The organism is Streptomyces sp. NBC_01017 (assembly GCF_045162795.1).
Classification (GTDB): Bacteria; Actinomycetota; Actinomycetes; order Streptomycetales; family Streptomycetaceae; genus Streptomyces; species Streptomyces machairae.
The window spans coordinates 5075323-5100028 of sequence record NZ_CP108683.1; the positions used below are offsets into that span (position 1 = coordinate 5075323).

The 24706-nt window shown below is 70.6% G+C and carries 22 protein-coding genes and 1 pseudogene; 7 read left to right on the forward strand and 16 right to left on the reverse strand.

The features are described from left to right. Nucleotides 1–333: 333 nt before the first annotated feature. The 9 genes from tmk to bldG form a co-directional block, all read right to left on the reverse strand. Nucleotides 334–3561, reverse strand: coding sequence for a dTMP kinase (tmk, locus tag OG331_RS23015; RefSeq protein ID WP_406199173.1), 3228 nt, complete (start codon nucleotides 3559–3561; stop codon nucleotides 334–336). Nucleotides 3562–3750: 189 nt separating this feature from the next. Further along, on the reverse strand, nucleotides 3751–6588 hold the full coding sequence (gene topA, locus OG331_RS23020) for a type I DNA topoisomerase (RefSeq protein ID WP_406199175.1): 2838 nt from the start codon (nucleotides 6586–6588) through the stop codon (nucleotides 3751–3753). Nucleotides 6589–6837: 249 nt separating this feature from the next. Continuing rightward, on the reverse strand, nucleotides 6838–7035 hold the full coding sequence (locus OG331_RS23025) for a hypothetical protein (protein ID WP_328880197.1): 198 nt from the start codon (nucleotides 7033–7035) through the stop codon (nucleotides 6838–6840). A 193-nt stretch (nucleotides 7036–7228) separates the two neighbouring features. Then, nucleotides 7229–7366, reverse strand: coding sequence for a hypothetical protein (locus tag OG331_RS23030; protein ID WP_406199178.1), 138 nt, complete (start codon nucleotides 7364–7366; stop codon nucleotides 7229–7231). 23 nt (nucleotides 7367–7389) lie between these two features. Then, nucleotides 7390–8940: a methyltransferase gene (locus OG331_RS23035; protein ID WP_406199181.1), complete on the reverse strand. Its 1551-nt coding sequence runs from the start codon at nucleotides 8938–8940 to the stop codon at nucleotides 7390–7392. A gap of 37 nt (nucleotides 8941–8977) precedes the next feature. Beyond that, the gene (locus OG331_RS23040) at nucleotides 8978–9574 is read right to left on the reverse strand and encodes a small secreted protein (protein ID WP_406199183.1); all 597 of its coding nucleotides are present in this window, start codon (nucleotides 9572–9574) and stop codon (nucleotides 8978–8980) included. Between the two features lie 214 nt (nucleotides 9575–9788). Continuing rightward, nucleotides 9789–12194: a sodium-translocating pyrophosphatase gene (locus tag OG331_RS23045; RefSeq protein WP_406199185.1), complete on the reverse strand. Its 2406-nt coding sequence runs from the start codon at nucleotides 12192–12194 to the stop codon at nucleotides 9789–9791. Nucleotides 12195–12497: 303 nt separating this feature from the next. Further along, nucleotides 12498–12935 (reverse strand): ATP-binding protein, encoded by a 438-nt coding sequence (locus tag OG331_RS23050; protein ID WP_328880201.1) that lies wholly within the window; start codon nucleotides 12933–12935, stop codon nucleotides 12498–12500. A gap of 124 nt (nucleotides 12936–13059) precedes the next feature. Then, nucleotides 13060–13401 (reverse strand): anti-sigma factor antagonist BldG, encoded by a 342-nt coding sequence (gene bldG, locus OG331_RS23055; protein WP_003975386.1) that lies wholly within the window; start codon nucleotides 13399–13401, stop codon nucleotides 13060–13062. A gap of 82 nt (nucleotides 13402–13483) precedes the next feature. On the opposite strand from bldG, the gene OG331_RS23060 reads away from it, so the two are divergent. Continuing rightward, nucleotides 13484–16033, forward strand: a complete 2550-nt coding sequence (locus tag OG331_RS23060; RefSeq protein ID WP_406199187.1) for a DEAD/DEAH box helicase — start codon at nucleotides 13484–13486, stop codon at nucleotides 16031–16033. Between the two features lie 274 nt (nucleotides 16034–16307). On the opposite strand, the gene OG331_RS23065 is transcribed toward OG331_RS23060, so the two are convergent. From OG331_RS23065 to OG331_RS23090, 6 genes and pseudogenes are all read right to left on the reverse strand, one after another. Next, nucleotides 16308–16805, reverse strand: coding sequence for an Rv3654c family TadE-like protein (locus tag OG331_RS23065; protein ID WP_406210226.1), 498 nt, complete (start codon nucleotides 16803–16805; stop codon nucleotides 16308–16310). Nucleotides 16806–17008: 203 nt separating this feature from the next. After that, complete coding sequence (locus OG331_RS23070; RefSeq protein WP_406199189.1) at nucleotides 17009–17422, reverse strand: TadE family type IV pilus minor pilin; 414 nt, start codon at nucleotides 17420–17422, stop codon at nucleotides 17009–17011. Continuing rightward, the gene (locus OG331_RS23075; protein WP_406199191.1) at nucleotides 17409–17618 is read right to left on the reverse strand and encodes a DUF4244 domain-containing protein; all 210 of its coding nucleotides are present in this window, start codon (nucleotides 17616–17618) and stop codon (nucleotides 17409–17411) included. Before OG331_RS23075 ends, OG331_RS23070 begins: the two co-directional genes overlap by 14 nt. Nucleotides 17619–17763: 145 nt before the next feature. Beyond that, nucleotides 17764–18552, reverse strand: coding sequence for a type II secretion system F family protein (locus OG331_RS23080; protein ID WP_406199193.1), 789 nt, complete (start codon nucleotides 18550–18552; stop codon nucleotides 17764–17766). Nucleotides 18553–18592: 40 nt separating this feature from the next. Further along, complete coding sequence (locus tag OG331_RS23085; RefSeq protein WP_406199195.1) at nucleotides 18593–19453, reverse strand: type II secretion system F family protein; 861 nt, start codon at nucleotides 19451–19453, stop codon at nucleotides 18593–18595. Between the two features lie 188 nt (nucleotides 19454–19641). Beyond that, nucleotides 19642–20238: pseudogene (locus OG331_RS23090) on the reverse strand (CpaF family protein); the annotation flags it as partial. 36 nt (nucleotides 20239–20274) lie between these two features. Between OG331_RS23090 and OG331_RS23095 the strand changes: the two are divergent. Continuing rightward, nucleotides 20275–21771 (forward strand): recombinase family protein, encoded by a 1497-nt coding sequence (locus OG331_RS23095; RefSeq protein WP_406199197.1) that lies wholly within the window; start codon nucleotides 20275–20277, stop codon nucleotides 21769–21771. Here the strand turns inward: OG331_RS23095 and OG331_RS23100 are convergent. Further along, complete coding sequence (locus OG331_RS23100) at nucleotides 21768–22838, reverse strand: helix-turn-helix domain-containing protein (protein WP_406199199.1); 1071 nt, start codon at nucleotides 22836–22838, stop codon at nucleotides 21768–21770. The genes OG331_RS23095 and OG331_RS23100 overlap by 4 nt on opposite strands. Nucleotides 22839–23048: 210 nt before the next feature. Between OG331_RS23100 and OG331_RS23105 the strand changes: the two genes are divergently transcribed. The 5 genes from OG331_RS23105 to OG331_RS23125 all read left to right on the forward strand — a co-directional run bounded on the left by OG331_RS23105 (nucleotide 23049) and on the right by OG331_RS23125 (nucleotide 24634). Continuing rightward, the gene (locus tag OG331_RS23105; RefSeq protein WP_406199201.1) at nucleotides 23049–23288 is read left to right on the forward strand and encodes a helix-turn-helix domain-containing protein; all 240 of its coding nucleotides are present in this window, start codon (nucleotides 23049–23051) and stop codon (nucleotides 23286–23288) included. 83 nt (nucleotides 23289–23371) lie between these two features. Then, complete coding sequence (locus OG331_RS23110; RefSeq protein WP_406199204.1) at nucleotides 23372–23848, forward strand: hypothetical protein; 477 nt, start codon at nucleotides 23372–23374, stop codon at nucleotides 23846–23848. A 158-nt stretch (nucleotides 23849–24006) separates the two neighbouring features. Next, nucleotides 24007–24180 carry a hypothetical protein gene (locus OG331_RS23115; RefSeq protein WP_406199206.1) on the forward strand — a complete coding sequence of 58 codons (174 nt, stop codon included), beginning with the start codon at nucleotides 24007–24009 and terminating at the stop codon, nucleotides 24178–24180. Then, the gene (locus tag OG331_RS23120) at nucleotides 24177–24368 is read left to right on the forward strand and encodes a hypothetical protein (protein ID WP_406199209.1); all 192 of its coding nucleotides are present in this window, start codon (nucleotides 24177–24179) and stop codon (nucleotides 24366–24368) included. Before OG331_RS23115 ends, OG331_RS23120 begins: the two co-directional genes overlap by 4 nt. Beyond that, the gene (locus OG331_RS23125) at nucleotides 24365–24634 is read left to right on the forward strand and encodes a hypothetical protein (protein ID WP_406199211.1); all 270 of its coding nucleotides are present in this window, start codon (nucleotides 24365–24367) and stop codon (nucleotides 24632–24634) included. The genes OG331_RS23120 and OG331_RS23125 overlap by 4 nt, the downstream gene beginning before the upstream one ends. Nucleotides 24635–24706: the final 72 nt, after the last annotated feature.

Here is a 24706-nt window from a genome sequence, read left to right on the forward strand (position 1 = left end):
ACGCCGCCCTTCGCTCACATTTCGCGGTGCGGGATCCATTGTGCGGGGCGCCACTGACAACGAGTGACGGAGCGGGCGGAACCGGCCTGCGCCGACCCCACCATCGCACCGAGCCGACCGGCCCCGAGCGGTCCCCGCGCCGAGCCGGCCGTACCCCGAGCCGACCCCGCACGGAACCGACTCGCGCCGAGCGGCATCCCACACCCGGCTGACCAACCGACCTCAGCGCCACCAGATCTCAGCACCGCTGAGATCTCAGCACCGCCAGATTTCAGCGCGGCGGATCTCAGCGCGGCCGGCTCTCGGCTCCGCCCGGCTTCAACCCCAACGACCTCAGCGCCGCCGCCCCCGGCCGCCGTCCTCGTCCTCGTGCGGCCCCAGCAGCTCGTCCGCCAACGTGGGCAGGTCATCGAGCGGCGTCTCCTCAGCCCAGTCGGAGCGAGCCCTTCGGCGCGGTGCCCCGGCCTCGTCGACCTGAGGCATCTCGCGCGTACGCTCCTCCTCCTGCCGGAAGTACCCCGGCGGGACCCGGTCCGCGGACTCCCCGGACACCGGAGGCAGCACCGCCGTCTCATCCGCGGCCCCCGGCGGAACCGGCGGCAGCACAGCGGTCTCATCGGCGGCACCGGGCGTCACCGGCGGCAGCACGGCCGTCTCGTCAGCCGCTCCGGAAGGTGCCGGCGGCTGCGGCAGCTTCGTGGTCACCTCGGCTTCGGACTCCCCGGATGCACGGCCGCCGGAAGCACGGTCACGGGAGGCACGGTCGCCCGAAGATCCCTCACCGTCCGTCCCCCGCCGCTCCTCATCCCGATCCCGCACCGGCCGCAGCACAGTCGTCTCGTCCGAGGCCCCGCCCGGCGTCTGCCCCGGCGTAACGACCGGCGTCGGCACCGTCAACGCGTCCCCAGGTGCAGCACCGGCAGCGGGCGCCGCCGGCTTCGGGCCCGCCTGGGCCTGCGCCGCCGCCTGCTCAGCGAGCCGCCTCGCCTCCTCGGCCCGCAGCAGGGCCTCCTCCGCCTTGCGCTGCTTCTCCACGCGGACCGCTTCCGCCTCGGCCCGCAGCCGGGCCTCTTCCTCGGCCTGCTTGCGGCGACGTTCCTCGTCGGCCTTGCGGCGCGCTTCCTCCTCGGCGCGCACCTTCTCCTCCGCGAGGAGCCGCTGCCGCTCCTCCTCGGCCCGCCGACGTGCTTCCTCGGCCCGCAGCCGGGCCTCCTCCGCCTGCCGCTCGGCCTCGCGCCGCTGCGCCTCCTCCAGCTCGCGCCGCTTGCGCTCCTCCTCCTCGGCACGCAGCCGGGCGAGCTGCTCCTGGCGCTCACGCTCCAGGCGCTCCTCCTCGGCCTTGCGGGCGGCCTCTTCCTCGGCCTTGCGGCGGGCCTCCTCCTCGGCCTTGCGGCGCGCTTCCTCCTGCGCCTGGATCTCCGCTTCCGACAGCGGCAGCATCTGGTCGAGCCGGTGCCGGATGACGGTCGTCACCGCCTCGGGCTCCTGGCCCGCGTCCACCACCAGGTACCGCCCGGGGTCGGACGCGGCCAGTGTCAGGAACCCGGAGCGCACGCGCGCGTGGAACTCCGCCGGCTCCGACTCCAGCCGGTCCGGCGCCTCGGTGAACCGCTCGCGGGCGATCTCCGGCGAGACGTCCAGCAGCACCGTCAGATGGGGCGCGAGTCCGTTCGTGGCCCAGCGGTTGATCCGGGCGATCTCCGTCGGGGACAGGTCACGGCCCGCCCCCTGGTAGGCGACCGAGGAGTCGACGTACCGGTCCGAGATCACGACCGCGCCGCGCTCCAGGGCGGGCCGGACCACCGTGTCGACGTGCTCCGCGCGGTCCGCCGCGTACAGCAGCGCCTCGGCCCGGTGCGACAGGCCCGCGCTCGACACGTCCAGCAGGATCGACCGCAGCCGCTTGCCGACCGCCGTCGCCCCGGGCTCGCGCGTGACGACGACCTCGTGGCCCTTGCCGCGGATCCACTCCGCGAGCGCCTCGGCCTGGGTGGACTTCCCGGCGCCGTCGCCGCCCTCCAGGGCGATGAAGAAGCCGGCCGCCGCGGGCACCTGCTCGGGGTCGTCGCCGCCGAGCAGTGCGTCCCGCAGGTCGTGGCGCAGCGGCACACCGGAGCGGTCGTCGACCTTGGCCAGCACCAGCACGGCCACCGGCAGCAGCAGCGCCCCGACCAGCATCAGCGTGAACGCCGCTCCGCCGTGCGCGAAGACGAACTTGCCGCTCTCCAGCCGGTGCGGCCCGATCAGGGCGGCGACCAGCGGCGCGATCACCGCGCCGAGCGCCACACACACCCGTACGACCGCGTGCAGATGCTCCGTCGTGCGCGCGCGCCGGAATTCCTCGGCCTCCTGGTCGAGCAGGGTGTGCCCGGTGTTGGCGGCCACACCCGCGCCGATCCCGGCCAGCGCGAGGATCAGTAGCACGGTGGTGACGTCCGGGACGAGTCCCGCGGCGAGCAGCGCGACGCCGGTGAAGGCGATCACCAGCGCCAGCAGCCGGCGCCGCGACAGGGAGGGCAGCACGGAGGGCGCCGTACGGATGCCGACGACCACGCCGCCGGTCAGCACAAGCACCAGCAGGCCGTACAGCACCGGGCCGCCGCCCAGGTCCTTGGCGTGCAGCACGGACACGGCGACCGCGGCGGCCACCGCCCCGGCGACGGCCGCGCATGCCGTCACCAGCAGCGGGATGGCGCCGGTACGACCCTTGTCGACGCCGGAGCCGGTCTTCGGACGGCGCAGCCCCTCGAGCGGCGACCGCGCGCGGGGGGTGCGCGTGTCGGGCAGCTCCAGGAAGGTCAGCACGGACAGGGAAGCGGCGAACAGACCGGCCGCGACGTACGACGCGAGGGCCGCCTGGTGCTGCTCGAACCAGTCGAGACCGGTACCGAGCAGGTTGTTCAGCAGGGCCGCGACGACAAGTGCGGCGGCGGCCAGGGGGACCGCCACGAAGCTCGTACGCAGCGACAGGCGGCGCAGGGCGTCCATGTGGTCCGGCAGCGGTCGTACGGTCGCGCCCTCCGGCGGCGGGGGCGGCAGCAGTGCGGGCGCCGCGCTCTCCCGGCACACCGTCCAGAAGCGCTCGGCGACGCCGGTCACGAAGACCGTGACCAGGAGGAGCGCCAGCGCATTGTCCGGCGTCCAGTCGATCCACAGGGGCGCGACGATCAGCATGGCGGCCCGCAGGCCGTCCGCGCCGACCATGGTCCAGCGCCGGTCGAGCGGGCCTTCCTGCGAGGTCAGCGAGGTCAGCGGGCCGAGGAGTACGGCGCCGAAGAGCAGCGTCGCCAGGATGCGCACCCCGAAGACGGTCGCCACTGCGAACGCCACGCCCCGGTAACCGCCGCCGAACGACCCCTCGGCGATCGCCGTCTGAAGGGCCAGCAGGACCAGCACCAGGAGGGCGAGGATGTCGCCGACACCCCCTACCAGCTGCGCGCTCCACAGCCGCTTGAGCTGCGGTCGGCGCAGCAGGGCGCGGACGGCACGCTCGCGGGAGTCCGCGGCCAGGGCGTCGTCGGGGGCGGGGTGGTGGGCCGTTGGCTGGTCGGCTCGCGTCATGCGTTCAGCCTATCGGGACCCACCGACAGCCCGGTGCTCCCGCCCGAACGTACGCACGCCCCGACACCAAACTGATGCCGAGGCGTTCGTTTTGCGAACCGGAAGTGAGGAACCGGACCCCTCAATCGGCCTCCGTGAGCGCCCGGTTGGACTTCACGAAGACCGATCGCTCCTCACGGAGGCGGCGGCTCAGTCCTCGCTCGCCGACTTCGAAGCCGTCGCCTTCTTGGCGGTCGTCTTCTTGGCCGTCGTCTTCTTCGCAGCCGTCGTCGTCTTCTTCGCCGCGGTCTTCTTGGCGGCCGTCTTCTTTGCCGGGGCGGCCTTCTTGGCGGTCGCCTTCTTCGCGGGAGCCTTCTTCGCCGTCTTCTTGGCGGGCCCCTTCGCCCGCTTCTCGGCGAGCAGCTCGAAGCCGCGCTCGGGGGTGATCTCCTCGACGCTGTCGCCGGAGCGCAGGGTCGCGTTGGTCTCCCCGTCGGTGACGTACGGCCCGAAGCGACCGTCCTTGACGACGACCGGCTTCTCGCTCACCGGGTCGGTGCCCAGCTCCTTCAGCGGCGGCTTGGCGGCCGCACGGCCACGCTGCTTGGGCTGGGCGTAGATCGCCTGCGCCTCTTCCAGCGTGATCGTGAAGAGCTGCTCCTCGGCCTGCAGCGAGCGCGAGTCGGTGCCCTTCTTCAGGTACGGGCCGTAGCGGCCGTTCTGCGCGGTGATCTCCACGCCCTCCGCGTCCGTGCCGACGACACGCGGCAGCGACATCAGCTTGAGCGCGTCCTCCAGCGTCACCGTGTCGAGCGCCATCGACTTGAACAGCGAGGCCGTACGCGGCTTCACGGCGTTCTTGCCGGTCTTCGGGGTGCCCTCGGGGAGCACCTCGGTGACGTACGGGCCGTAGCGGCCGTCACGGGCGATGATCTGGTGGCCGGTCTGCGGGTCGGCACCGAGCTCGAAGTCACCGCTCGGCTTGGCGAGCAGTTCCTCCGCGAGTTCCACGGACAGCTCGTCCGGGGCCAGGTCCTCGGGGACGTCCGCCCGCTGGTGGTTCTCGGAGTCCTTCTCGCCGCGCTCGATGTACGGGCCGTAGCGGCCGACGCGCAGCACGATGTCGTTGCCCACCGGGAACGACGACACCTCACGCGCGTCGATCGCGCCCAGGTCGGTCACCAGCTCCTTGAGGCCACCGAGGTGGTCCCCGTCGCCGTTGCCGGCCTCGGCCGCGCCGCCGTTGTGGGTGCCTTCGCCGAAGTAGAACCGCTTCAGCCACGGCACGGACTGGGCCTCGCCGCGGGCGATGCGGTCGAGGTCGTCCTCCATCCTCGCGGTGAAGTCGTAGTCGACGAGCCGCCCGAAGTGCTTCTCCAGGAGGTTGACCACGGCGAAGGACAGGAAGGACGGCACCAGGGCCGTGCCCTTCTTGAACACATAGCCGCGGTCGAGGATCGTGCCGATGATCGACGCGTACGTCGACGGGCGGCCGATCTCCCGCTCTTCCAGCTCCTTGACCAGCGACGCCTCGGTGTAGCGGGCCGGGGGCTTGGTGGCGTGCCCGTCGACCGTGATCTCCTCGGCGCTGAGCGCGTCGCCCTCGCTGACCTGCGGCAGGCGCCGCTCACGGTCGTCCAGCTCGGCGTTCGGGTCGTCGGCGCCCTCGACGTAGGCCTTCAGGAAGCCGTGGAAGGTGATCGTCTTGCCGGACGCGCTGAACTCGACGTCCCGTCCGTCGGCCGACGCGCCGCCGATCTTGACCGTGACCGAGTTACCGGTCGCGTCCTTCATCTGCGAGGCGACCGTCCGCTTCCAGATCAGCTCGTAGAGCCTGAACTGGTCGCCGGTCAGCCCGGTCTCGGCGGGCGTGCGGAAGCGATCACCGGAGGGGCGGATCGCCTCGTGCGCCTCCTGCGCGTTCTTGACCTTCCCGGCGTACGTCCGGGGGGCCGACGGCAGGTAGTCGGCGCCGTAGAGCTGCGTGACCTGGGCGCGGGCCGCCGTGACGGCCGTGTCGCTCAGCGTCGTGGAGTCCGTACGCATGTACGTGATGTAGCCGTTCTCGTACAGCTTCTGCGCGACCTGCATCGTGGCCTTCGCGCCGAAGCCGAGCTTGCGGCTCGCCTCCTGCTGCAGGGTCGTCGTACGGAACGGGGCGTACGGCGAGCGGCGGTACGGCTTGGACTCGACGGACCGCACCGCGAACCGCGTGTTCTCCAGGGCGGCGGCGAGGGCGCGGGCGTTCGCCTCGTCGAGGTGGAGGGTGTTCGCGCTCTTGATCTGTCCGAGGGAGTCGAAGTCGCGGCCCTGCGCGACGCGCCTGCCGTCGACGGTCTGCAGGCGGGCGACCAGCGACGACGGGTCCGACGAATCCCCGGCGCGGCCGGTCGCGAAGGTGCCCGTCAGGTCCCAGTACTCAGCAGAACGAAACGCGATGCGCTCGCGTTCCCGCTCCACGACGAGCCGCGTGGCGACGGACTGGACACGGCCGGCCGACAGGCGCGGCATGACCTTCTTCCACAGGACCGGCGAGACCTCGTAGCCGTAGAGGCGGTCGAGGATGCGGCGGGTCTCCTGGGCGTCGACCAGCTTCTGGTTCAGCTCGCGCGGGTTGGCGACGGCGGCCTGGATCGCGGCCTTGGTGATCTCGTGGAAGACCATCCGCTTGACCGGGACCTTGGGCTTGAGCACTTCCTGGAGGTGCCACGCGATGGCCTCGCCCTCGCGGTCCTCATCGGTGGCGAGGAAGAGCTCGTCGGACTCCTTCAGCAGGTCCTTGAGCTTCTTGACCTGAGCCCGCTTGTCGGCATTGACGACATAGATCGGCTCGAAGTCGTGCTCGACGTCCACGCCGAGGCGACGGACCTCGCCGGTGTACTTCTCCGGCACCTCCGCGGCGCCGTTCGGAAGGTCGCGGATGTGCCCGACGCTCGCTTCGACTACGTAGCCGGGGCCCAGGTAGCCCTTGATCGTCTTCGCCTTGGCAGGCGACTCGACGATGACGAGTCGGCGGCCGCCCTGTGCGGTCTCGCTGGTCGGGGACAACTTCGCTCTTCTCTCCGGTCGACGCTGGGGCCTCCCCAGGGTCGCTTGGATCCCGGGGTCGGGTGGTGGTGACGCTGCGGAGTGTGACGGTACATCCCGCCCGGTTGTCAAACGGGAAAAGCCCGCAACGGCCACTCGAACGGTAACCCGACTTCCGCCATTCCTGCCGCCCGGAGTGCCCACCGGCCTTTTCGAGCCTTTCCGGAAGAGGGCCTCCCAATTACCGGCCGCCCAGCTCGTGGGCCGTTCTCAGAGTCGGGTGAAGCACCACGTTCCGATGATCAGCGCGATCACCGAGACAAGGCCCGCGAGGGTCGCCGATGCGACGGGACTCACACCCTGAGCGACGGGCTGATGCTGCCGCACCCGGACCACGGTCCAGGCCAGCAGCCCACCTCCGAACAGGGCGAACACAACCCCGGCGAAGAGCGCCGGTCCCGTTTCCATGGTTCCGCTTGCCCCTTTTCTCCCGTCAGTATGCGCCCAGCCCGGCGAGGCTGACACGCACGGACGGCGTACAGGCGAACCTGAGGTGAACGAGGAGCCGACGCGCCTGTGGACTTCCGCCCCGGTGGACTCAGCCGCCCCGAAGCGCCCCGGAATGGGCTCGTGGACCCACGAGACCCACGCCCCTCTCCGGTCACACTCCTGGTCCGCCCCCTGGTCTCACCTCTCCGATCCAGCCGTGGATGATCTTCTCCGTACCCGGCGTCCAGATCGACCCGAATTTGATGCCGTACGGCTTGGCGGCGTTGTCGGAGCCCTTCTTGCGGATCATTTCGCCGGACGCATGAACTGTGCCTATGACCTGGCCGGCTCGAGAAAGCCCTGCTCCACCAACAGCCGGATCTGCGCGGGCGTACGGTCGCGGAGCAGCACCGGGTCCTCGCCCATGAGTTGGGCGATGGCGTCCAGAATGCGCCCCGCGCTCAGCGAGCCGTCGCACACGCCCGCGAAGCCCGCGCCGACCGTGTCCACCTGGGTGGCCCGGCGCATGCCACGGTGCTGGCGCAGCACCACGTGCTCCGGGTCCTCGGCGCCGGGCATCCCGATCTGCTCCTGCACGATCTCCGCGGCGAGCCTGAAGTGGTCCTCCAGCAGGGCGGCGTCGTCGTTGGCACGCAGGTAGTCGAGCCGGTCGAAGTGCTCCCGGACCGTCTCGCCGAGCGGCTGCTCGACAGGGTGCGGCCACTCCTCCACCGTGATCGCGGGCACGGCGGCCGACGTCTTGCGCAGGGTGATCCACCCGAACCCGACGGCCTTCACCTTGCGCGCCTCGAACTCGTCCAGCCACGCGTCGTACCGCGCCTGGTACTCGGCCGCGTCACCCCGGTGGTCGCCGGCGTCCCTGAGCCACAGCTCGGCGTACTGCGTGACGTCCTGGACCTCGCGCTGCACGATCCATGCGTCGCACCCGCGCGGCACCCACGACCGCAGCCTGTCCTGCCAGTCCTCCCCTTCCACGTGCTGCCAGTTGGCGAGGAACTGCGCGAACCCGCCCTCGCTCAGCCGCTCCCCCGCCCCCTGAACGATCGACCGGCACAGATCGTCCCCGCCCATGCCGCCGTCGCGGTACGTCAGCCGCGCGCCCGGCGAGATCACGAAGGGCGGGTTCGAGACGATCAGGTCGTACGTCTCACCGTTCTTGAGCGGCTCGAACAGCGAGCCCTCCCGCAGATCCGCGGTCGGGGCGCCGGACAGCGCGAGCGTGAGCGCGGTGATGTCCAGCGCGCGCGGGTTGAGATCGGTCGCCGTCACGCGCGTGGCGTGCTGCGTGGCGTGGAGCGCCTGGATTCCGGAACCGGTGCCGAGGTCCAGGGCGGAGGAGACGGGCGTACGGACGGTGATGCCTGCGAGGGTCGTGGACGCCCCGCCGACGCCGAGGACGACGCCCTCGTCCTTGCTGCCGATGCCGCCGGCACCGCCGACCGCGCACCCCAGGTCGGACACGATGAACCAGTCCTCGCCCGCGGGCCCGCCGTACGGCCGTACGTCGACGGTCGCGGCGACGTCGTCGCCGGGGTCCCCGGGCCCGGCCGGGTTCCCGCCGACGCGGACCAGCCACCCGCTCTCCAGGCACGCGTCGACGGGCAGAACACCCGCCACGCGCGCGTGCGGGACGGGCTGCTGCAACAGGAACAGCCGTACGAGCGCCTCCAGGGGCGTGTCTCCGCGGGTCGCCCGGAGCGCGGGCACGGTCTCGCTGCGCGCGAGCGCCGCGTACGCGGGCGCGCCGAGCAGTTCGAGCAACCCGTCGGCGGTGAAGGAGGCCCCGAGCAGGGCCTCCCGCAGCCGGGCGGCTACATCGTGGCGGTCGGACGCGGGCAGGGCAGGCAGGCTGGAGTCACTCACGCCCTCATTGTGACCCGCGCCCGCGCGCTGAGGGGGCTCAGCTGTCGGCAGCCGCGGCCGACGCGGTCACCGAGGCGGCCTGCTTGCAGCCCTCCTGTGAGGTCAGCGCCTTCTTGGTGTCGCCCGACTCCAGCGTCTTCAGCGCCTGGACGGCGCTCTTGCGCTGGGTCTCCACCTGCTTCATCTCGGCCGACACGTCCTTGAGGCCGGACGCGAACTTCGCCTGGTTCTTGGTGTCCAGGCCGTCGACCCGCTTCTTCAGGTCGCCGTATGCCGCGGACAGCGCGGTGAGCTTCTTGACGACGTCCTGCTGGACCTTCGCGCCGTTCTCGACGCCGGGAGGCGCACCGGCGTTGCTGATGAGGCTCGCGCGCGCCTTGTAGCCGTCGGCAAGGTCCTGGAAGGCCTCGGAATCGGCCTGCTGGAGCTCCTTGGGCGTGCTGGTGGTGTCCTTGGCCGCCTTGGTGATCGCGACGTAGGCCGCCGAGATCTTCGCGTTCTGCGCCGGCACCGCGTCGCAGACCTTCTTGGCCCAGGCGTCCAGCTCCGGGTTGCCCTCGTCGCTCGTGCATCCCGTCAGCGCCAGCAGCAGCACCGCACCGCCGGACAGTGCGGCCGTGAGCTTCTTGTTCACCGGTTTGGTCCCTTCCGTGGCTCTCGGCCACCGGACCTTACACGGATGCCGGGAGGCGACCCCGAGCGGAATGCGGCATTCATGGCGTTACCTAATTCTTTGCACCATGTGAGAGAAGGGTCACGGCTAGGGCGTGAACGGACACAAGGCGGGCGGGCGGCACGCCAACGCGCGCCGCCCGCCCGCATCTTGAGCTGGGCCGTCGTAAGACCGGCTATGAAACCACCGCGGGGTCGGCCGGCTTGGCCACCCTGTCGGCGTTGCCTTCGTCACCCATGGCGATACCGCGCCGCTTGGAGACGTACACCGAGCCGACGATCACAAGGAGCGAGAGCACGGCGATCACGACCCGTACCCCGACGTTCTTGTCCTCGCCGTAGCTGAACTGGATGACCGCGGGCGCGATGAGCAGTGCGACCAGGTTCATCACCTTCAGCAGCGGGTTGATCGCGGGACCGGCGGTGTCCTTGAACGGGTCGCCGACCGTGTCGCCGATCACCGTCGCGGCGTGGGCCTCGCTGCCCTTGCCGCCGTGGTGGCCGTCCTCGACGAGCTTCTTGGCGTTGTCCCAGGCGCCGCCGGAGTTGGCGAGGAACACCGCCATCAGCGTGCCGGAGCCGATCGCGCCCGCCAGGAACGCGCCCAGGGCACCGACCCCTAGCGTGAACCCGATGAAGATGGGCGCCAATACGGCGAGCAGTCCGGGCGTGGCGAGCTCGCGCAGGGCATCCCTGGTGCAGATGTCGACGACCTTGCCGTACTCCGGTTCCTCCGTGTAGTCCATGATCCCGGGGCGCTCGCGGAACTGCCTCCGCACCTCGTACACCACGGAACCCGCCGACCGCGACACGGCGTTGATGGCGAGCCCCGAGAAGAGGAAGACGACCGCCGCGCCCGCGATCAGACCGACGAGGTTGTTGGGCTGCGAGATGTCCATCATCAGGTTCATCGGCGCGCCCTCGCCGCTGAGTTTCTCGCCCACGTCCCGTGCGCCGGTGGTGATGGCGTCGCGGTACGACCCGAAGAGCGCCGCTGCCGCCAGGACGGCGGTGGCGATGGCGATGCCCTTGGTGATGGCCTTGGTGGTGTTGCCGACCGCGTCCAGGTTGGTGAGCACCTGGGCGCCCGCGCCCTGGACGTCGCCGGACATCTCGGCGATGCCCTGCGCGTTGTCGGAGACCGGACCGAAGGTGTCCATGGCGACGATCACACCCACCGTGGTGAGCAGGCCGGTGCCGGCCAGCGCCACCGCGAACAGCGCCAGCATGATCGACGTACCGCCGAGCAGGAACGCCCCGTAGACACCGAGGCCGATCAACAGGGCGGTGTAGACGGCGGATTCGAGACCGACAGAGATACCGGCGAGGATGACGGTGGCGGGACCGGTGAGCGAGGTCTTGCCGATGTCCATGACCGGGCGGCGGTTGGTCTCGGTGAAGTAGCCGGTCAACTGCTGGATGACAGCGGCCAGCACGATGCCGATGACCACGGCGACGAGCGCGAGGATCCGCGGATCGCCGTCCTTGGCCGCGATGGCCGCGTCGGTGATGCCGTCGAGGTCGGCGTACGACGACGGCAGGTAGATGTAGACGGCGGCCGCGACCAGCACGATCGAGATCACCGCGGAGATGAAGAACCCGCGGTTGATCGCCGTCATGCCGCTGCGGTCGCTGCGGCGCGGTGCCACGGCGAAGATGCCGATCATCGCGGTGATCACGCCGATCGCCGGCACGATCAGCGGGAAGGCGAGCCCGGAGTCACCGAACGCCGCCGACCCGAGGATCAGCGCGGCGACCAGGGTCACGGCGTACGACTCGAAGAGGTCGGCCGCCATGCCCGCGCAGTCGCCGACGTTGTCGCCCACATTGTCGGCGATGGTCGCGGCATTGCGCGGGTCGTCCTCCGGAATGCCCTGTTCGACCTTGCCGACCAGGTCGGCGCCGACGTCGGCGGCCTTGGTGAAGATGCCGCCGCCGACACGCATGAACATCGCGATCAGCGCGGCGCCGAGGCCGAATCCTTCGAGCACCTTCGGCGCGTCGGCCGCGTACACCAGCACCACACAGGAGGCGCCCAGCAGGCCGAGCCCCACCGTGAACATGCCGACGACGCCGCCGGTGCGGAAAGCGATCTTCATGGCTTTGTGCGAGACGGCGGTGAGATCCCTTTCCGGCTCACCCTCCGCCGGGGTCGCTTCGCGCGCGGCTGCGGCAACGCGCACATTGCTGCGCACGGCGAGCCACATGCCGATATAACCGGTGCCCGCCGAGAACGCGGCGCCGATCAAGAAGAACACCGATCGGCCGATGCGCTGATTCCAGTCGTCCGCGGGAAGCAGCATGAGCAGGAAGAACACGACGATGGCGAATACACCGAGCGTGCGCAGCTGCCGGGCCAGATAGGCGTTGGCTCCTTCCTGGACCGCGGCCGCGATCTTCTTCATGCTGTCGGTGCCCTCGCCCGCCGCGAGCACCTGGCGTACCAGGACTCCGGCGACCACGAGCGCTGCCAGTGCGACGACACCGATGATCGTGATGATGATCCGGTTGTCGTCCGTCAGCACCGCGGCTGCGAGGGTAGTGGGTTGGTCCAGCTGATGAGGGGTAGGAAGCCCCGCCATTCGTCCTCCTTGACGCTTGGGCTGAGCTCAAGATGTGGACGGATTCTAGGTACCGGAACCTGATCAAAACAGAGCGCGGTAAACGGAATCAGCCTTCACATGCCGTTCAGCAAATGATCGGCGTACCGCCACGGAACCCGAAAGCGCTAATGCCCCAAAACCATTGACGCCCGCGTTTACTTGATCAAACTATCGGCGGATTGATCGTGAATTCATTCACGAATTCCCGCGCACTCTGCGGAAAAACGCGAAGGGGCCCTGCTGAGCAGGGCCCCTTCGCGATGAGACGGGTGGATGGTTCGGTCAGGCGAGCACCGCGGCCGGCGGTGTGGTCGGCCAGGTCATACGGATCAGCCCACCGTGCTCCCCGGCGGAGACCTCGACGTCGTCGACGAGTCCGCTGATGACCGCGAGGCCCATCTCGTCCTCCTCGGCCTCAACTTCGCCGTCGCCGCCTGCGGCACCGGCTGACCGTTCACCGGGAACGGAGCGTGGTGCCTCGTCGCCGACCTCGATGGAGAACTGTTTCTCCTCCTCGATCAGCGCCACCTTCACCGGCGCCGTGATGCCGACGCTCTGGTGCAGTCCGACGGCACGGGTACAGGCCTCGCCGACGGCGAGCCTGACCTCGTCGAGTACGGCCTCGTCCACTCCGGCCCTGCGCGCCACCGCTGCCGCCACCAGTCGGGCGGTCCTGACGTGCTCGGGCAGCGCGCTGAAGCGGAGTTCAACGGTGGCCATGCATCCCCCTCAGAACTACGGGCGTGCTGTCGGGGGGACCGGGCCGCCGAAAGCCCAGTCCCCCTTCGCTTTCACCTTCTGCGGACCCGGGCACGCCGCTGTACGGCGTGCCCGGGTCCGGTGATCAGTCGGTAGCCGCTACCGCTTCCTCGACCGAGGTGTGGATCGGGAACACCTTGGTGAGGCCGGTGATACGGAAGATCTTCAGAATGCGCTCCTGGTTGCAGACCAGGCGCAGGGAGCCCTCATGGGCACGCACACGCTTCAGGCCGCCGACCAGCACGCCGAGCCCGGTGGAGTCGAGGAAGTCCACGCCCTCCATGTCGACGACGAGGTGGAAACTCCCGTCGTTCACCAGCTCGACCAACTGCTCGCGCAGCTTGGGCGCGGTATATACGTCGATTTCGCCACCGACCTCGACGACCGTACGATCGCCGACGGTACGGGTCGACAGGGACAGGTCCACGGATCCTCCAGCACCTTGCTATCGAGCGGTCGTCCCTAGGGACATCTCGGCTTACAGCCCCCTGGACGGTTCGCCAGCCGCGATGGCATTCAATCACTTACCGGCAGGCGTGCACGACGCCTTGGTCCCATTGTCCGTCACGCCAGTGACACACTCGGTGCCGATGGCCAAGAATCTCCGATCCGATCGATCCCCGACGGGCCCCGTTTCCCGGGTGGACCCGGGCACGGTGCTGGGACGGCTCGCCTCGGGACCGAACCGGGCTTCGCGCATCACTCATACGGAGCATGTGCCCCCGCGCGCCGGTCGCCATGCCGTCTGGCCTGATCGGATCCGCGCCGAGGTCATCGCCGCGGTACAGACGGCCGGAATCGAACATCCCTGGGCCCACCAGGCACGCGCCGCCGAGCACGCCCTGGACGGCGACTCGGTGGTCGTCGCCACGGGCACGGCGTCGGGCAAGTCCCTGGCCTACCTGGTGCCGGTCCTGTCGACACTTCTGGACGGCTCCGAGGCGCCGAACGGGCGTGGCGCCACCGCCCTCTACCTGGCTCCGACCAAAGCTCTTGCGGCGGATCAGTGCCGTTCGGTGAAGGAACTTTCACATCCGCTGGGCAATTCCGTACGGTCGGCCGTGTACGACGGCGATACTCCGTTCGAGGAACGCGAGTGGATCCGCCAGTACGCCAACTACGTGCTGACCAACCCCGACATGCTGCATCGCGGCATACTCCCGTCCCACCCCCGCTGGTCCTCCTTCCTGAAGTCGCTGAAGTACGTCGTCATCGACGAGTGCCACACCTACCGCGGTGTCTTCGGCTCCCACGTCGCCCAGGTCCTGCGCCGCCTGCGCCGCCTGTGCGCCCGCTACGGCGCCTCTCCCGTCTTCCTCCTGGCCTCCGCGACCGCCGCCGAGCCCGCGGTCGCCGCCGGCCGTCTCACCGGCCTTCCGGTGGTGGAGGTCTCCGACGACGCCTCCCCGCGCGGCGAGCTGGTCTTCGCCCTCTGGGAGCCGCCGCTCACCGAGCTCCAGGGCGAGAAGGGCGCCCCCGTCCGCCGCACCGCCACCGCCGAAACGGCCGACCTCCTGACCGACCTCGCCGTCCAGGGCACCCGCACGGTCGCCTTCGTACGCTCTCGGCGTGGCGCCGAGCTGATCTCCGTCATCGCGCAGGAACGCCTCGCCGAGGTAGATCGCTCCCTCGCCCGGCGTGTCGCGGCGTACCGCGGCGGCTATCTCCCCGAGGAACGCCGCGCCCTGGAACAGGCCCTCCACTCCGGCGAACTCCTCGGCCTCGCCGCCACCACCGCCCTCGAGCTCGGCATCGACGTCTCCGGCCTGGACGCCGTGCTGATCGCCGGCTACCCGGGCACGCGCGCGTCCCTGTGGCAGCAGGCGGGCCGGGCAGGGCGCGCCGGGCAGGGCGCGCTGGCCGTCCTGGTCGCCCGCGACGACCCGCTGGACACCTACCTCGTCCACCATCCCGAGGCCCTGTTCGACCGTCCGGTGGAGTCAACGGTCCTCGACCCCGACAACCCGTACGTCCTCGCCCCCCACCTGTGCGCAGCCGCCGCCGAAATCCCGCTGACGGACGAGGACCTGGCACTGTTCGGCCCCGAGACCGAGGCGCTGTTGCCGCAGCTGGAGGCCGCGAAGCTACTGCGCCGCCGCACGAAGGCCTGGCACTGGACGCGCCGGGAACGGGCCGCCGACCTGACCGACATCCGCGGTGAGGGCGGCACCCCGGTCCAGGTGGTCGAGTCCGGGACGGGCAGGCTGCTCGGCACCGTCGACGCGGGCGCCGCGCACGGCACGGTGCACGAGGGCGCGGTGCACCTGCACCAGGGCCGTACGTATCTGGTGCGCTCCCTCGACCTGGAGGACTCGGTCGCCCTGGTCGAGGAGGCCGCCCCGTCGTACTCGACGGTCGCCCGCGACACGACGGCGATCTCCGTCCTGGAGACGGACATCGAGGTCCCCTGGGGTGACGGCCGCCTGTGTTACGGCTCCGTCGAGGTCACCAACCAGGTGGTCTCCTTCCTGCGGCGTCGGCTGATCACCGGCGAAGTACTGGGCGAGACGAAGCTCGACCTCCCTCCTCGTACGCTGCGTACGCGCGCGGTGTGGTGGACGGTCACCGAGGACCAGTTGGACGAGGCCCGGATCAACCCGGAGATCCTCGGCGGCGCCCTGCACGCCGCCGAGCACGCCTCGATCGGCCTGCTGCCCCTCTTCGCGACCTGCGACCGCTGGGACATCGGCGGCGTCTCGATCCCGCTGCACCCCGACACGCTGCTCCCGACGGTCTTCGTCTACGACGGCCACCCCGGCGGCGCGGGCTTCGCCGAGCGCGCCTTCCACACCGCTCGCAGCTGGCTCACCGCCACCCGCCAGGCCATCGCCTCCTGCGAGTGCGACGCAGGCTGCCCGTCCTGCATCCAGTCCCCCAAGTGCGGCAACGGCAACGATCCGCTGCACAAGCGGGGGGCCGTGCGACTGCTCACTGTGCTGTTGCGGGGGGCGCCGGAGGAGGCGGGGGAGCCTGGGGTGGGTGGGGACGGCGAGGTTGCCATGGAGCGGGAGGGGAACGCTGTCGCGGCTCGGGAGGGCGAGGCTGTGCCGGATCGGTAGGGGGATGCTCTCGCGGCTCGGGGGCGAGGCTGCGCAGGATCGGTAAGGGGATGCTCTCGCGGCTCGGGGGAGGCTGTGCCGGATCGGTGAGGGGAAGCTGCGCCAGGACCGGCCCGGGCCCCAGGGGGCGCGGCTGTCGCGCACAGGAAGCGAAAGCCAACCCCTGGCCCCGGGGGCGGGTCTGTCCCGAAGCGGGCGAGAGAGCCTCTCCCCCCGGCCCTTGGGCAGCAGCGGCAGGGGGATCGGCCGGTGGCCGGTGTGGCCACGCAACCGGTCAGGGGGGCGGCGTCGGCGGGTCGGTGCCCTCAGGAAGGACCTGCGTCCTCAGGAAAACCTGCGGACTCCCCGTCAGCCGATCCGTCCCCTCAGGGCCGAACGGCTGAGGCCCCGGCGGCAGCAACGCCCGCGTCGGCCCGGCGGGCCCCGCCGGCCCCGCCCGCGCCCTGACCTCCGCCGCGAACGGCCCGCGACCCGACGTCGCCGTCACATCCGACACCTCCCCCACCAGCACACACCTCACCAGCCGCACGCCCTGCGCCTCGGCCACTCGTTCCGCCCGGGCGCAGGCCGCCGTACCGCCCTCAGCCCAATGGTCGGCCGCCGCCAGCGCCGCGAGATCCGCACCGCCGGCCGCGCGGTGCCGGGTCGTGACGGCTTGGCCCAGGGCGAGTACGACGCCGAAGACGACGCAGAGTACGGCGATGGCGCCGACGCTCCAGACGGTGGCGGAGCCGCGATCGGAACGGAGGGCGACGGCGCGCCGCCGGATCACTCTGCACCAGGCCCGGTCATGGCCCTCATGCCGTCCGGCCACGCGGCCCCATGCCCTGCCCTGATCTTGGCCTTGGCCTTGGCCCTGGCCCCACTCGGCCTCGGCATCTGCACCGGCGACCCGCCCGGACCGCCGACCGCGCGCCGCCCCGCGCCCGGGGCCCTCCCCGGCGCCAGACCCAATGCGTACTGCCCAACCCCTTCTCATGTCCCCGCCCCCACCTTGTCCTCCGCCGACGCCACGGCCTCCTCCCGTACCTCGAAGGGAATGCCGCCCAGCACCGGCGGCTTGGCCACGACGATCACGCGGACCTCGTCCCCCTCCCGGCCGACCGTGACCGTCGCGCCGCGCGGTGCTGCCTCCCGGGTGACCTCGATGACCGCGTCGGCCGGATCCTGCCGGGCTGCCGCGCGGGCGCCCGTCCGAGCCGCGTCCACGCACTGGATCTGCGCGGCCACCACGAGCAGCCCCCACACCAACGCCATCGCGAACATCACCAGCACGGGCAGCACGACAGCCGACTCCGCCGTCACGAACCCCCGATCCGAACCCCGAACCCCGAGCCTGCCCGGCCCTCGCCGGCTCCTCCTCCCGGTCCTCGGCTCACATCCGCGCATCGAGCGCCTGCTTCACGATGTCCTGCAGCTGCGCGCTGACTTGGCCGCTCGTCACGACCTTGTAGAGCACCACCGCGAACGCCACCGCCGCGACGATCCCCATCGCGTACTCGGAGGTGACCATCCCCGCGTCCCTCCGCGCCGCCCGCATCCTGCACACCAGGGCGCGCATCCGTGTCTGTACCGCCTTGTACATCTCAAACCCCCGTAGAGCTCGGTTCCTTTGAAACCAGCTGTTGAATGTTTGCTACTGCACTGTTGAAAGTCCCGCTGAACCGTTGAAGGGCCCTCTGATCCGCTGAATCTCCTGTTGATCCGCAGCCGACTCGCGCCTCACCTCCTCATCCGCCACCCCCTGCCAGCACCCCACCCGCCAGCCCGATCACGACGGGCGCCACTCCGACTGCGATGAACGCGGGCAGGAAGCACAGCCCCACCGGCGCGCTGACCATGACGGCCGCTCGCCTGGCACGTTCCGTCGCCGCGCGTGCCCAGTCGGCGCGGGCCTCCGCGGCGATCCGCGCGACGGGCCCGGCCGCAGGGAGCCCGGACACGTCGGCCCGTTCCAGCAGCCGCGCCAGCGCCCCGGCCCTCGGCAACGAGGCCAACCGCTGCCATGCCTTGCCCGGTTCACCGCCGAGCCGTACTTCAGCTGCGCCTCGCGCCAGGCGGTCCCCGACGGGGCCGCCCAGGGCCTCGCCGACGGCCTGTGCCGCGATCACCGGGCCGGCTCCCGCAGCGATGCATGCCGCCAACAGATCCGCCGCGAGTGGAAGTTGCCTGTCCACTTCACCGGCGTCGGGTTCCTCCGCGGGGCGGACGGCTTCTTGCCGACGCCGCCACACCAACAGCCCGCCTGCGACGACCAGCCCCACCGCCGGCCCGGCGACACCGCCCACCACCGCCCAACCGGCCGCCACGACAGCCGCCATGGGCAGCCCTCGCCGCACACCCCGCCGCACGTCGAACCGCCGGCGACTCGATGCCAAGTCGATCGTCGTCATCAATTCGGCGAGCCGTCGCCGGGCCCTTCTCTCGTTCCGGGCCGCGACCGACCACCTCAACAGCCACCCGACGACCACCGTCGCCCCCAAAGCCATCCCCACCCTGTGGACAACTTCCGCGTTCACGACGCCACCTCCCTCTCACGCCCTCGATCGGTTCGAGTCCTCACGTCGCCTCCGCTCCCCGCACGATCCGCAGCGCCCACCACATCCCCAGCCCCTCCAGCACGCCCCCGACGGCCAGGCACCCGATCCCCGCCCCGGTATGCAGCAGCACCCGCAACGGTTCAGCCCCCATGGCGGCGCCGAGCAGCAATCCGAGGACCGGCAGACCGGCGAGCATCACCACGGTCGAGCGAGCGCCCGACAACTGCGCACGCAGATCGGTACGTTGGTCCCGCTCGGCTCGCAACACCCCTTCCAGCCGATCAAGTCCGGCGGCGAGCCCCGCACCCTGGTCCACGGCCACTCGCCAGCACGCCGCCAGGCCCGACAAGCCCTCGGCGCCCGGCTTCCGTGCCGCGGAGGCGAGTGCGCCCGTCACATCCCCGCCGAACCGTGCCGCCGCCAGCACCGCGGCCTGCGCCTCGCCGAGCCCACCGGAGTCCCGCGCAGCCCGCAGCAACGCCTCACCCGGCTGCCGCCCGGCCCGCACCTCCCCGGCGAGCGCCCCGCACAGCGCAATCACCGCGTCCCCGCGACGCTCCCGTGCCCGCCTCGCCTCCCGGGCCAGCCGTACCCGCCGCAGCACCGGCACCCCGGCCGCCCCCGCGACGACCGGCAGCACCGACGACCCCAGCACCGCCACCACCAACCCGACGACCGGCGCCCACCACTCGGCCCGCAACCGCCCGCGAAGCCGCCGCAGCTCCCGAACCATCTGCCGCCAGTCGGGCGGCCCGGCCCCCACAGACCCACCGCCCGCGAGCAGCAACTCCGCCCGCCGTGCCCCGGAGTTCCGCCCACCCAGCAACCAGACCGCCGCCCCGAGGCAGGCCACGGCAGCGCCCAACGACATCTCACCCATCCGGATCACCCACACCCTTCACGCCTGCACAGCCCTCACGTCCCGCGCCCCTCACGACCGCCCATCCCTCACGAATTCGCGTCCCTCACGTCGCGGCGCCCTCCCGTAGTTCGCGCTCCTCACGACCGCCCGCCAACCCCGCAGACCGCCCGCCAACGCCTCACGCCCCCGCCCCCTCACACCTCCGCTCACACCTCCGCCCCGCGATCGCCCTCCTCCCGAAGCAGCCCCCGCAGCCGCTCCCATCCCCGCTCGAACACGAACCCCTCCGCGCCCCACCGCAGCGCCGGCACCGTCCGCACCAGGCCCGACGGGTCCCGCTCAAGGACATGCACCTCGGCGATCCGCCGCCGCCCGTTCCGGTCACGCACGAGATGGAGTACGACCGACAGCGCGGCCGCCAACTGGCTGTGCAGCGCGGCCCGGTCGAGGCCGGCCGCCGTGCCGAGTGCCTCCAGTCGGGCCGGCACGTCGGCCGCCGCGTTGGCGTGGACGGTCCCGCAGCCTCCCTCGTGGCCGGTGTTCAACGCGGCCAGCAGATGGACCACTTCGGACCCTCGCACCTCGCCCACGACCAGCCGATCCGGCCGCATGCGCAGCGCCTGGCGCACCAGGTCCTCCAGGGTGACGAGCCCGGCGCCTTCCTGGTTGGCGGGTCTGCTCTCCAGCCGTACGACATGCGGGTGGTCCGGCCTGAGTTCCGCCGAGTCCTCCGCGAGGACGATCCGCTCACCGGACCCGACGAGCCCCAGCAACGCGCTCAGCAGCGTCGTCTTCCCGAACCCGGGACAGTGACACCACTAATCCGGCACACTCAGGGCATGAAGACCACCCGGACGGAAGGCGGCCGGACGCGCGCCGTCGTCTACCTGCGCATCAGCCAGGACCGCACCGGCGCCCATCTCGGCGTCGACCGACAGCGCGAAGACTGCCAGGCCCTCGCCGACCGGAACGGCTGGGACGTCGTCGAGACGTACATCGACAACGACCTCTCCGCCTACAGCGGCAAGAAGCGCCCTGGCTACCGGCAGATGCTCGCCGACCTCGACGAGGGCACCGCCACCGTCGTCATCGCCTGGCACACCGACCGGCTGCACCGCTCCCCCACCGAGCTGGAGGAGTACATCGACCTGTCCGAACGCCGCGGCGTGAACACACACACCTGCCAGGCCGGCCCGATCGACCTGTCCACACCGTCCGGCCGCATGACGGCACGCATCCTCGGCGCCGTCGCCCGGCACGAGTCCGAACACAAGGGCGAACGTGTCGCCCGTGCCCGCCAGCAGAAGGCCCTCAACGGGGAATGGATGGGCGGCATCCGCCCGTTCGGCTGGGGAGTACCCACGGGCCAGAAACGCAACAAGGTCGACCGCAAGACCGGCGAGGAGGTCGAGGTCGACGAGCTGGACATGATGAAAGCCGTGCCCGAGGAGGCCGTGGCGCTGCGCCACTGGACGGACGAGATCCTGTCCGGCGGCTCGATCCGGTCGCTCGTGAAGTGGTGCGCCGACAAGGGAGTTCTCACGACTCGCGGGAACGCGGTCACGCACACCGACATGCGGGACATGCTGCTGCGCCCCAGGAACGCCGGGATCGCCGTCTACAGGGGCGAGGAGGTCGGCCGCGGCAAGTGGGACCCGATCGTCGACGAGGCGAAGTACAGGGCCGTCTGCGCGATCCTCAACGACCCGGAGCGGACCACGAACCAGGGCGCCGTGCCGAAATGGGTGGGCTCGATGCTCCACAAGTGCGGCAGGAGCGGCTGCAACGAGGGCATGACCGTCACCCAGTCCGGCGGCCGCCAGTACCCCAGCTACCGGTGTCCGACCGGCCACGGCGGCGGCCGGCGGGCCGAGCTCGTCGACCAGTTCGTCGAAGACACCATCGTCGAGCGGCTGTCACGGCCGGACGCGCACGATCTGCTGTTGCCGGGCCCGGAGAACGTGGACGTGGCCGGGCTGCAGGCTGAGGCCGAGCAGATCCGGCGGCGAATGAAGGACCTGGCCGGCTTGTTCGGGGCGGGCCAGCTGGAACTGGCGCCGTTCACCGAGGGGATGGAGACGGCCCGCGCGCAGCTGGGGGGTGTCACGCAGCAGCTGGCGCGCGCGGCGACGAAGGATCCGCTCGTCGACCTGGTGGGGGCACCGGACGTGCGGAAGGCGTGGAAGGCGCTGAGCCTGGACCGGAAGCGGACGGTGCTGCAGGCGCTGGTCCAAGTGACGCTGGCAGTGCCGCGACAAGGGCGGATGCCCGACGGCGGGTACTTCGACTACGACGCCGTGCAGTTCGAGTGGAAGCGGGGACGCCAGGCGCCTTAGGTAAATTTGCGGGCTGCAGCTTCAATCGCCGCTTGGCGCTCAGCTTTGCTGCCGTAGTACCTCATGCCCGCCTTGTCGCCCGAGCGCGTGTGCACGGGCCGCACTTGTTGCTTCGCTTCAGCGGGCTCACCATCATCCTCGTATACGGGAACGAACTGAACTACCGGGTCTTCGCCTTTAGCCGCGCGAATGGAATCGATGCGACCAAGCAGATACTGGTAGTGCCTTTCCATCTCTCGCTGCTGAGCCGTGGCCGACTCGAGCATGGTTGTAGCCATCTCGGCTTGCCGCCGCGCCTCCTCTGCCCGTTCCAAGGCGTGGTCGCGTTGCGCGACCGCCATGTTTACCTGTGTCCCCACGTCGCCCATCCTTCGCAGGACAGCGTTCGCCTCAGCCTCCAGTTCCTCAGCGTTGGGTGGCCACCTCATTTCCTCCGGCGCATCGCTGCTGAATCCTGACCCGAGTAGCCAGTCGACCGTGGTCTCCAGGGCGCTTGCGATCGCCGTAGCCTCCGCCATCCTCAGCAGTCGGGTCCCGTCCTCCAGGCGCCTGATGTCATCCTGCGTAAGGACCGGCTCTGCGCCTGCGAGTTTCTCCCCTAGCTGCTCGGTGGACACTCCCCGCAGCTTTCGAAAACGCTTGGCCTGCCGCATAAATACATCTTGTGCAAGGTGCCCGGACTGCGTGAGTTCGACATCCCGGCTGCTCATCATCCCGATGGGACTTGGCGAAGACGCAGAATCCTTGGCCCGCTGTTCCGCTGCAGCCACGGACTCGAGCTCGACTTCCACCTCCACCGGGGGGTTCAGGCGTCCCCAAGCCTGATTCCTCAGGATCGAGATATAGGCGCCTGGCAACCACCCGAGGGCATCCCCGATCCGGCTCAGCGACTGCGGCATCCGACCACGGGGCACACGGCCTTCTTCGGCAACCTGAATGCTCTTTTCGGAGACGCCGGCCTTCTCTGCGAGCGCCCTGCGGCTGTACCCGGCTTCTTCCCTGTGCTCGCGGATCGTCTTACCCAGCTTGGCCCAGGCTTCCGGATCTCGCGGGACGGTGATCGCCATGTCCAACTCCTGTCAACGATTGGCAACGTCTCCAGGCTAGAGCTTGCCCGGCAAGAGGCTTCATGTCCAGACCGACTTGGCATCGAAGAAGCTCCGACTCCACGATTGCGCAGGTCAGGCGCCAGACTTGTTGGCATTGAACGTCCAACTTGGAAGTAATTTGGCGTCAACGCTTGGTATCGACACCACTTGTGGTCTAACGTCGTCGCCATGAGAACGGACGGACGCCTGATCCGCCGAAAGCGCATCGGGCTGGGCCACGGGCTGAACCGCTTTGCCGCGCTCGCAGGTATCAGCGGCGCTGCACTCAGTCGCATCGAGAACGGTCAACGCGCCCCTCGGCCCGAAACGCTCAAGAAGATCACCGACGCGCTCGGCTGCCAGATCTACGAGGTCATAGCCGACGGGGACGGCGCCGGTTCCGAGGTCCAGTCGGAATCGGCCGCCTAGAAACGGCGACGCCGCCGGGGTCCAGCCGGCGGCGTCAGTCGAGCAATCCGCACCACCCAGCAAAGGAAAGAACGGGGAAGCTCGTGAACCATCTTGTCAGCACCTCAGCACCTGCGTCGACTCTGCCCGAGCAGAGCCTCAGCACCATCCTGCACGTCGAGATCATGAATGACCTCGACGACGGACGCCCCACCCTCGTCGCCGCCACCGAGGGAAACCTCGGCGACCTGCAGGAAGTCACGCCCTCGCAGCTGCTGGCCAAGGTCGCCAAGCTGCGTGCGGACGCCGACCGCATCGAGGCCCTCGCCAACGAGTACGCCGCCACGGTCGTGATCCCCGCATTCGTCGAGCACTACAGCATCGACCTGATCGAGACCAGCCTCGACGGCCTCGCCGAGATCAGCCCTGCCATAGCGGAAGGCTTCAGAGCCTTCGCCGCCCGCCAGAGCGACAGCACCTTCATCGTCGTCGTCCCCGAGGGCCAGGCTCCCGTCGTGCGGCTCGCCGCCATCCGCGAGCTCGTCCTCGACCTCGACCTCCAGAAGCGGACGGCCGCATGAGCCGCCCGCGTAACACCGCGGTAGCCGGGGGTGCGCAGCTCGTGGGCACCCCCGGCCGCCCGGCCCGCTCCGACGATTCCGAGCGGGGGGAACACGTTCCGGATTCTGTGCTGTCCTTGAACTCGGGCGCGGGGCCCAAGCAGTTGAAGGAGGACTGCATGGTTCCCCAGCGCCCCCCGGCCCGGCCGGTCCGCTTCGACGACCCGGCACGGAACGCCGCCTACTGGGCGCGCGTTGACCGCATCGCCGACGCTGCTCCCCCGCTGACGGACGACCAGCGCGCCATCATCCGCACCGCCTTCCACGCGCCCGCGACACAGGAGGCGGCGTGAAGGAAGAGACGCGCCCCGAGTGCGGCCACTGGATCGGCGCCGAGCGCCGGTACTGCCGCGAGGCCGACGGTGTCCGGCACTACCTGCCGGGCCTGCGCTGCCCGGCCCACACCCCGAACGCCCTGCAGGGCAAGCCCGAAGTCCCGCCTGGTCCTGGCTGGCCGGCCCACCGGAAGGACGCGTCATGACGCAGCACCGACCCGGCCAGTGGCCGGTTGAGCAGCCCGCCGACCTCGACAGGGTGTCCGCCTCCGTGGACGCCCCCGACGCCGACGAGCTGTACGTGAAGCGCGCCGCCGAGAAGGCCCTGCACGAGATGTGCCTCGACTCCATCCAGCACGACCTGGAGCAGCAGCCCACCGGGCCGTCCGTGCAGGCCAAAGCCCGCATCTGGTGCGCCCACATCCTCGCCATCGCTGACGAGGTCGCCGAGGTGAAGCGCCGAGCCGCCTGAGCCGCGGGCGGGCGCCTCCATCCCCCCGCCAGGCGCCTGCCCGCACCCCCGCGAACTTCTGATCCAGCTCGT

Bases quoted from the DNA above. Each gene is read 5' to 3' on its own strand.
- OG331_RS23070 (WP_406199189.1), bottom strand. From the start codon at position 17,422: ATGCGCGGATGTGAGCCGAGGACCGGGAGGAGGAGCCGGCGAGGGCCG.
- OG331_RS23105 (WP_406199201.1), top strand. From the start codon at position 23,049: ATGAGAACGGACGGACGCCTGATCCGCCGAAAGCGCATCGGGCTGGGC.
- OG331_RS23050 (WP_328880201.1), bottom strand. From the start codon at position 12,935: ATGGCCACCGTTGAACTCCGCTTCAGCGCGCTGCCCGAGCACGTCAGG.
- OG331_RS23100 (WP_406199199.1), bottom strand. From the start codon at position 22,838: ATGGCGATCACCGTCCCGCGAGATCCGGAAGCCTGGGCCAAGCTGGGT.
- OG331_RS23125 (WP_406199211.1), top strand. From the start codon at position 24,365: ATGACGCAGCACCGACCCGGCCAGTGGCCGGTTGAGCAGCCCGCCGAC.
- OG331_RS23045 (WP_406199185.1), bottom strand. From the start codon at position 12,194: ATGGCGGGGCTTCCTACCCCTCATCAGCTGGACCAACCCACTACCCTC.
- OG331_RS23075 (WP_406199191.1), bottom strand. From the start codon at position 17,618: ATGTACAAGGCGGTACAGACACGGATGCGCGCCCTGGTGTGCAGGATG.
- OG331_RS23085 (WP_406199195.1), bottom strand. From the start codon at position 19,453: ATGGGTGAGATGTCGTTGGGCGCTGCCGTGGCCTGCCTCGGGGCGGCG.
- OG331_RS23025 (WP_328880197.1), bottom strand. From the start codon at position 7,035: ATGGAAACGGGACCGGCGCTCTTCGCCGGGGTTGTGTTCGCCCTGTTC.
- OG331_RS23030 (WP_406199178.1), bottom strand. From the start codon at position 7,366: ATGATCCGCAAGAAGGGCTCCGACAACGCCGCCAAGCCGTACGGCATC.
- OG331_RS23095 (WP_406199197.1), top strand. From the start codon at position 20,275: ATGAAGACCACCCGGACGGAAGGCGGCCGGACGCGCGCCGTCGTCTAC.
- OG331_RS23060 (WP_406199187.1), top strand. From the start codon at position 13,484: ATGGCATTCAATCACTTACCGGCAGGCGTGCACGACGCCTTGGTCCCA.
- tmk (WP_406199173.1), bottom strand. From the start codon at position 3,561: ATGACGCGAGCCGACCAGCCAACGGCCCACCACCCCGCCCCCGACGAC.
- OG331_RS23115 (WP_406199206.1), top strand. From the start codon at position 24,007: ATGGTTCCCCAGCGCCCCCCGGCCCGGCCGGTCCGCTTCGACGACCCG.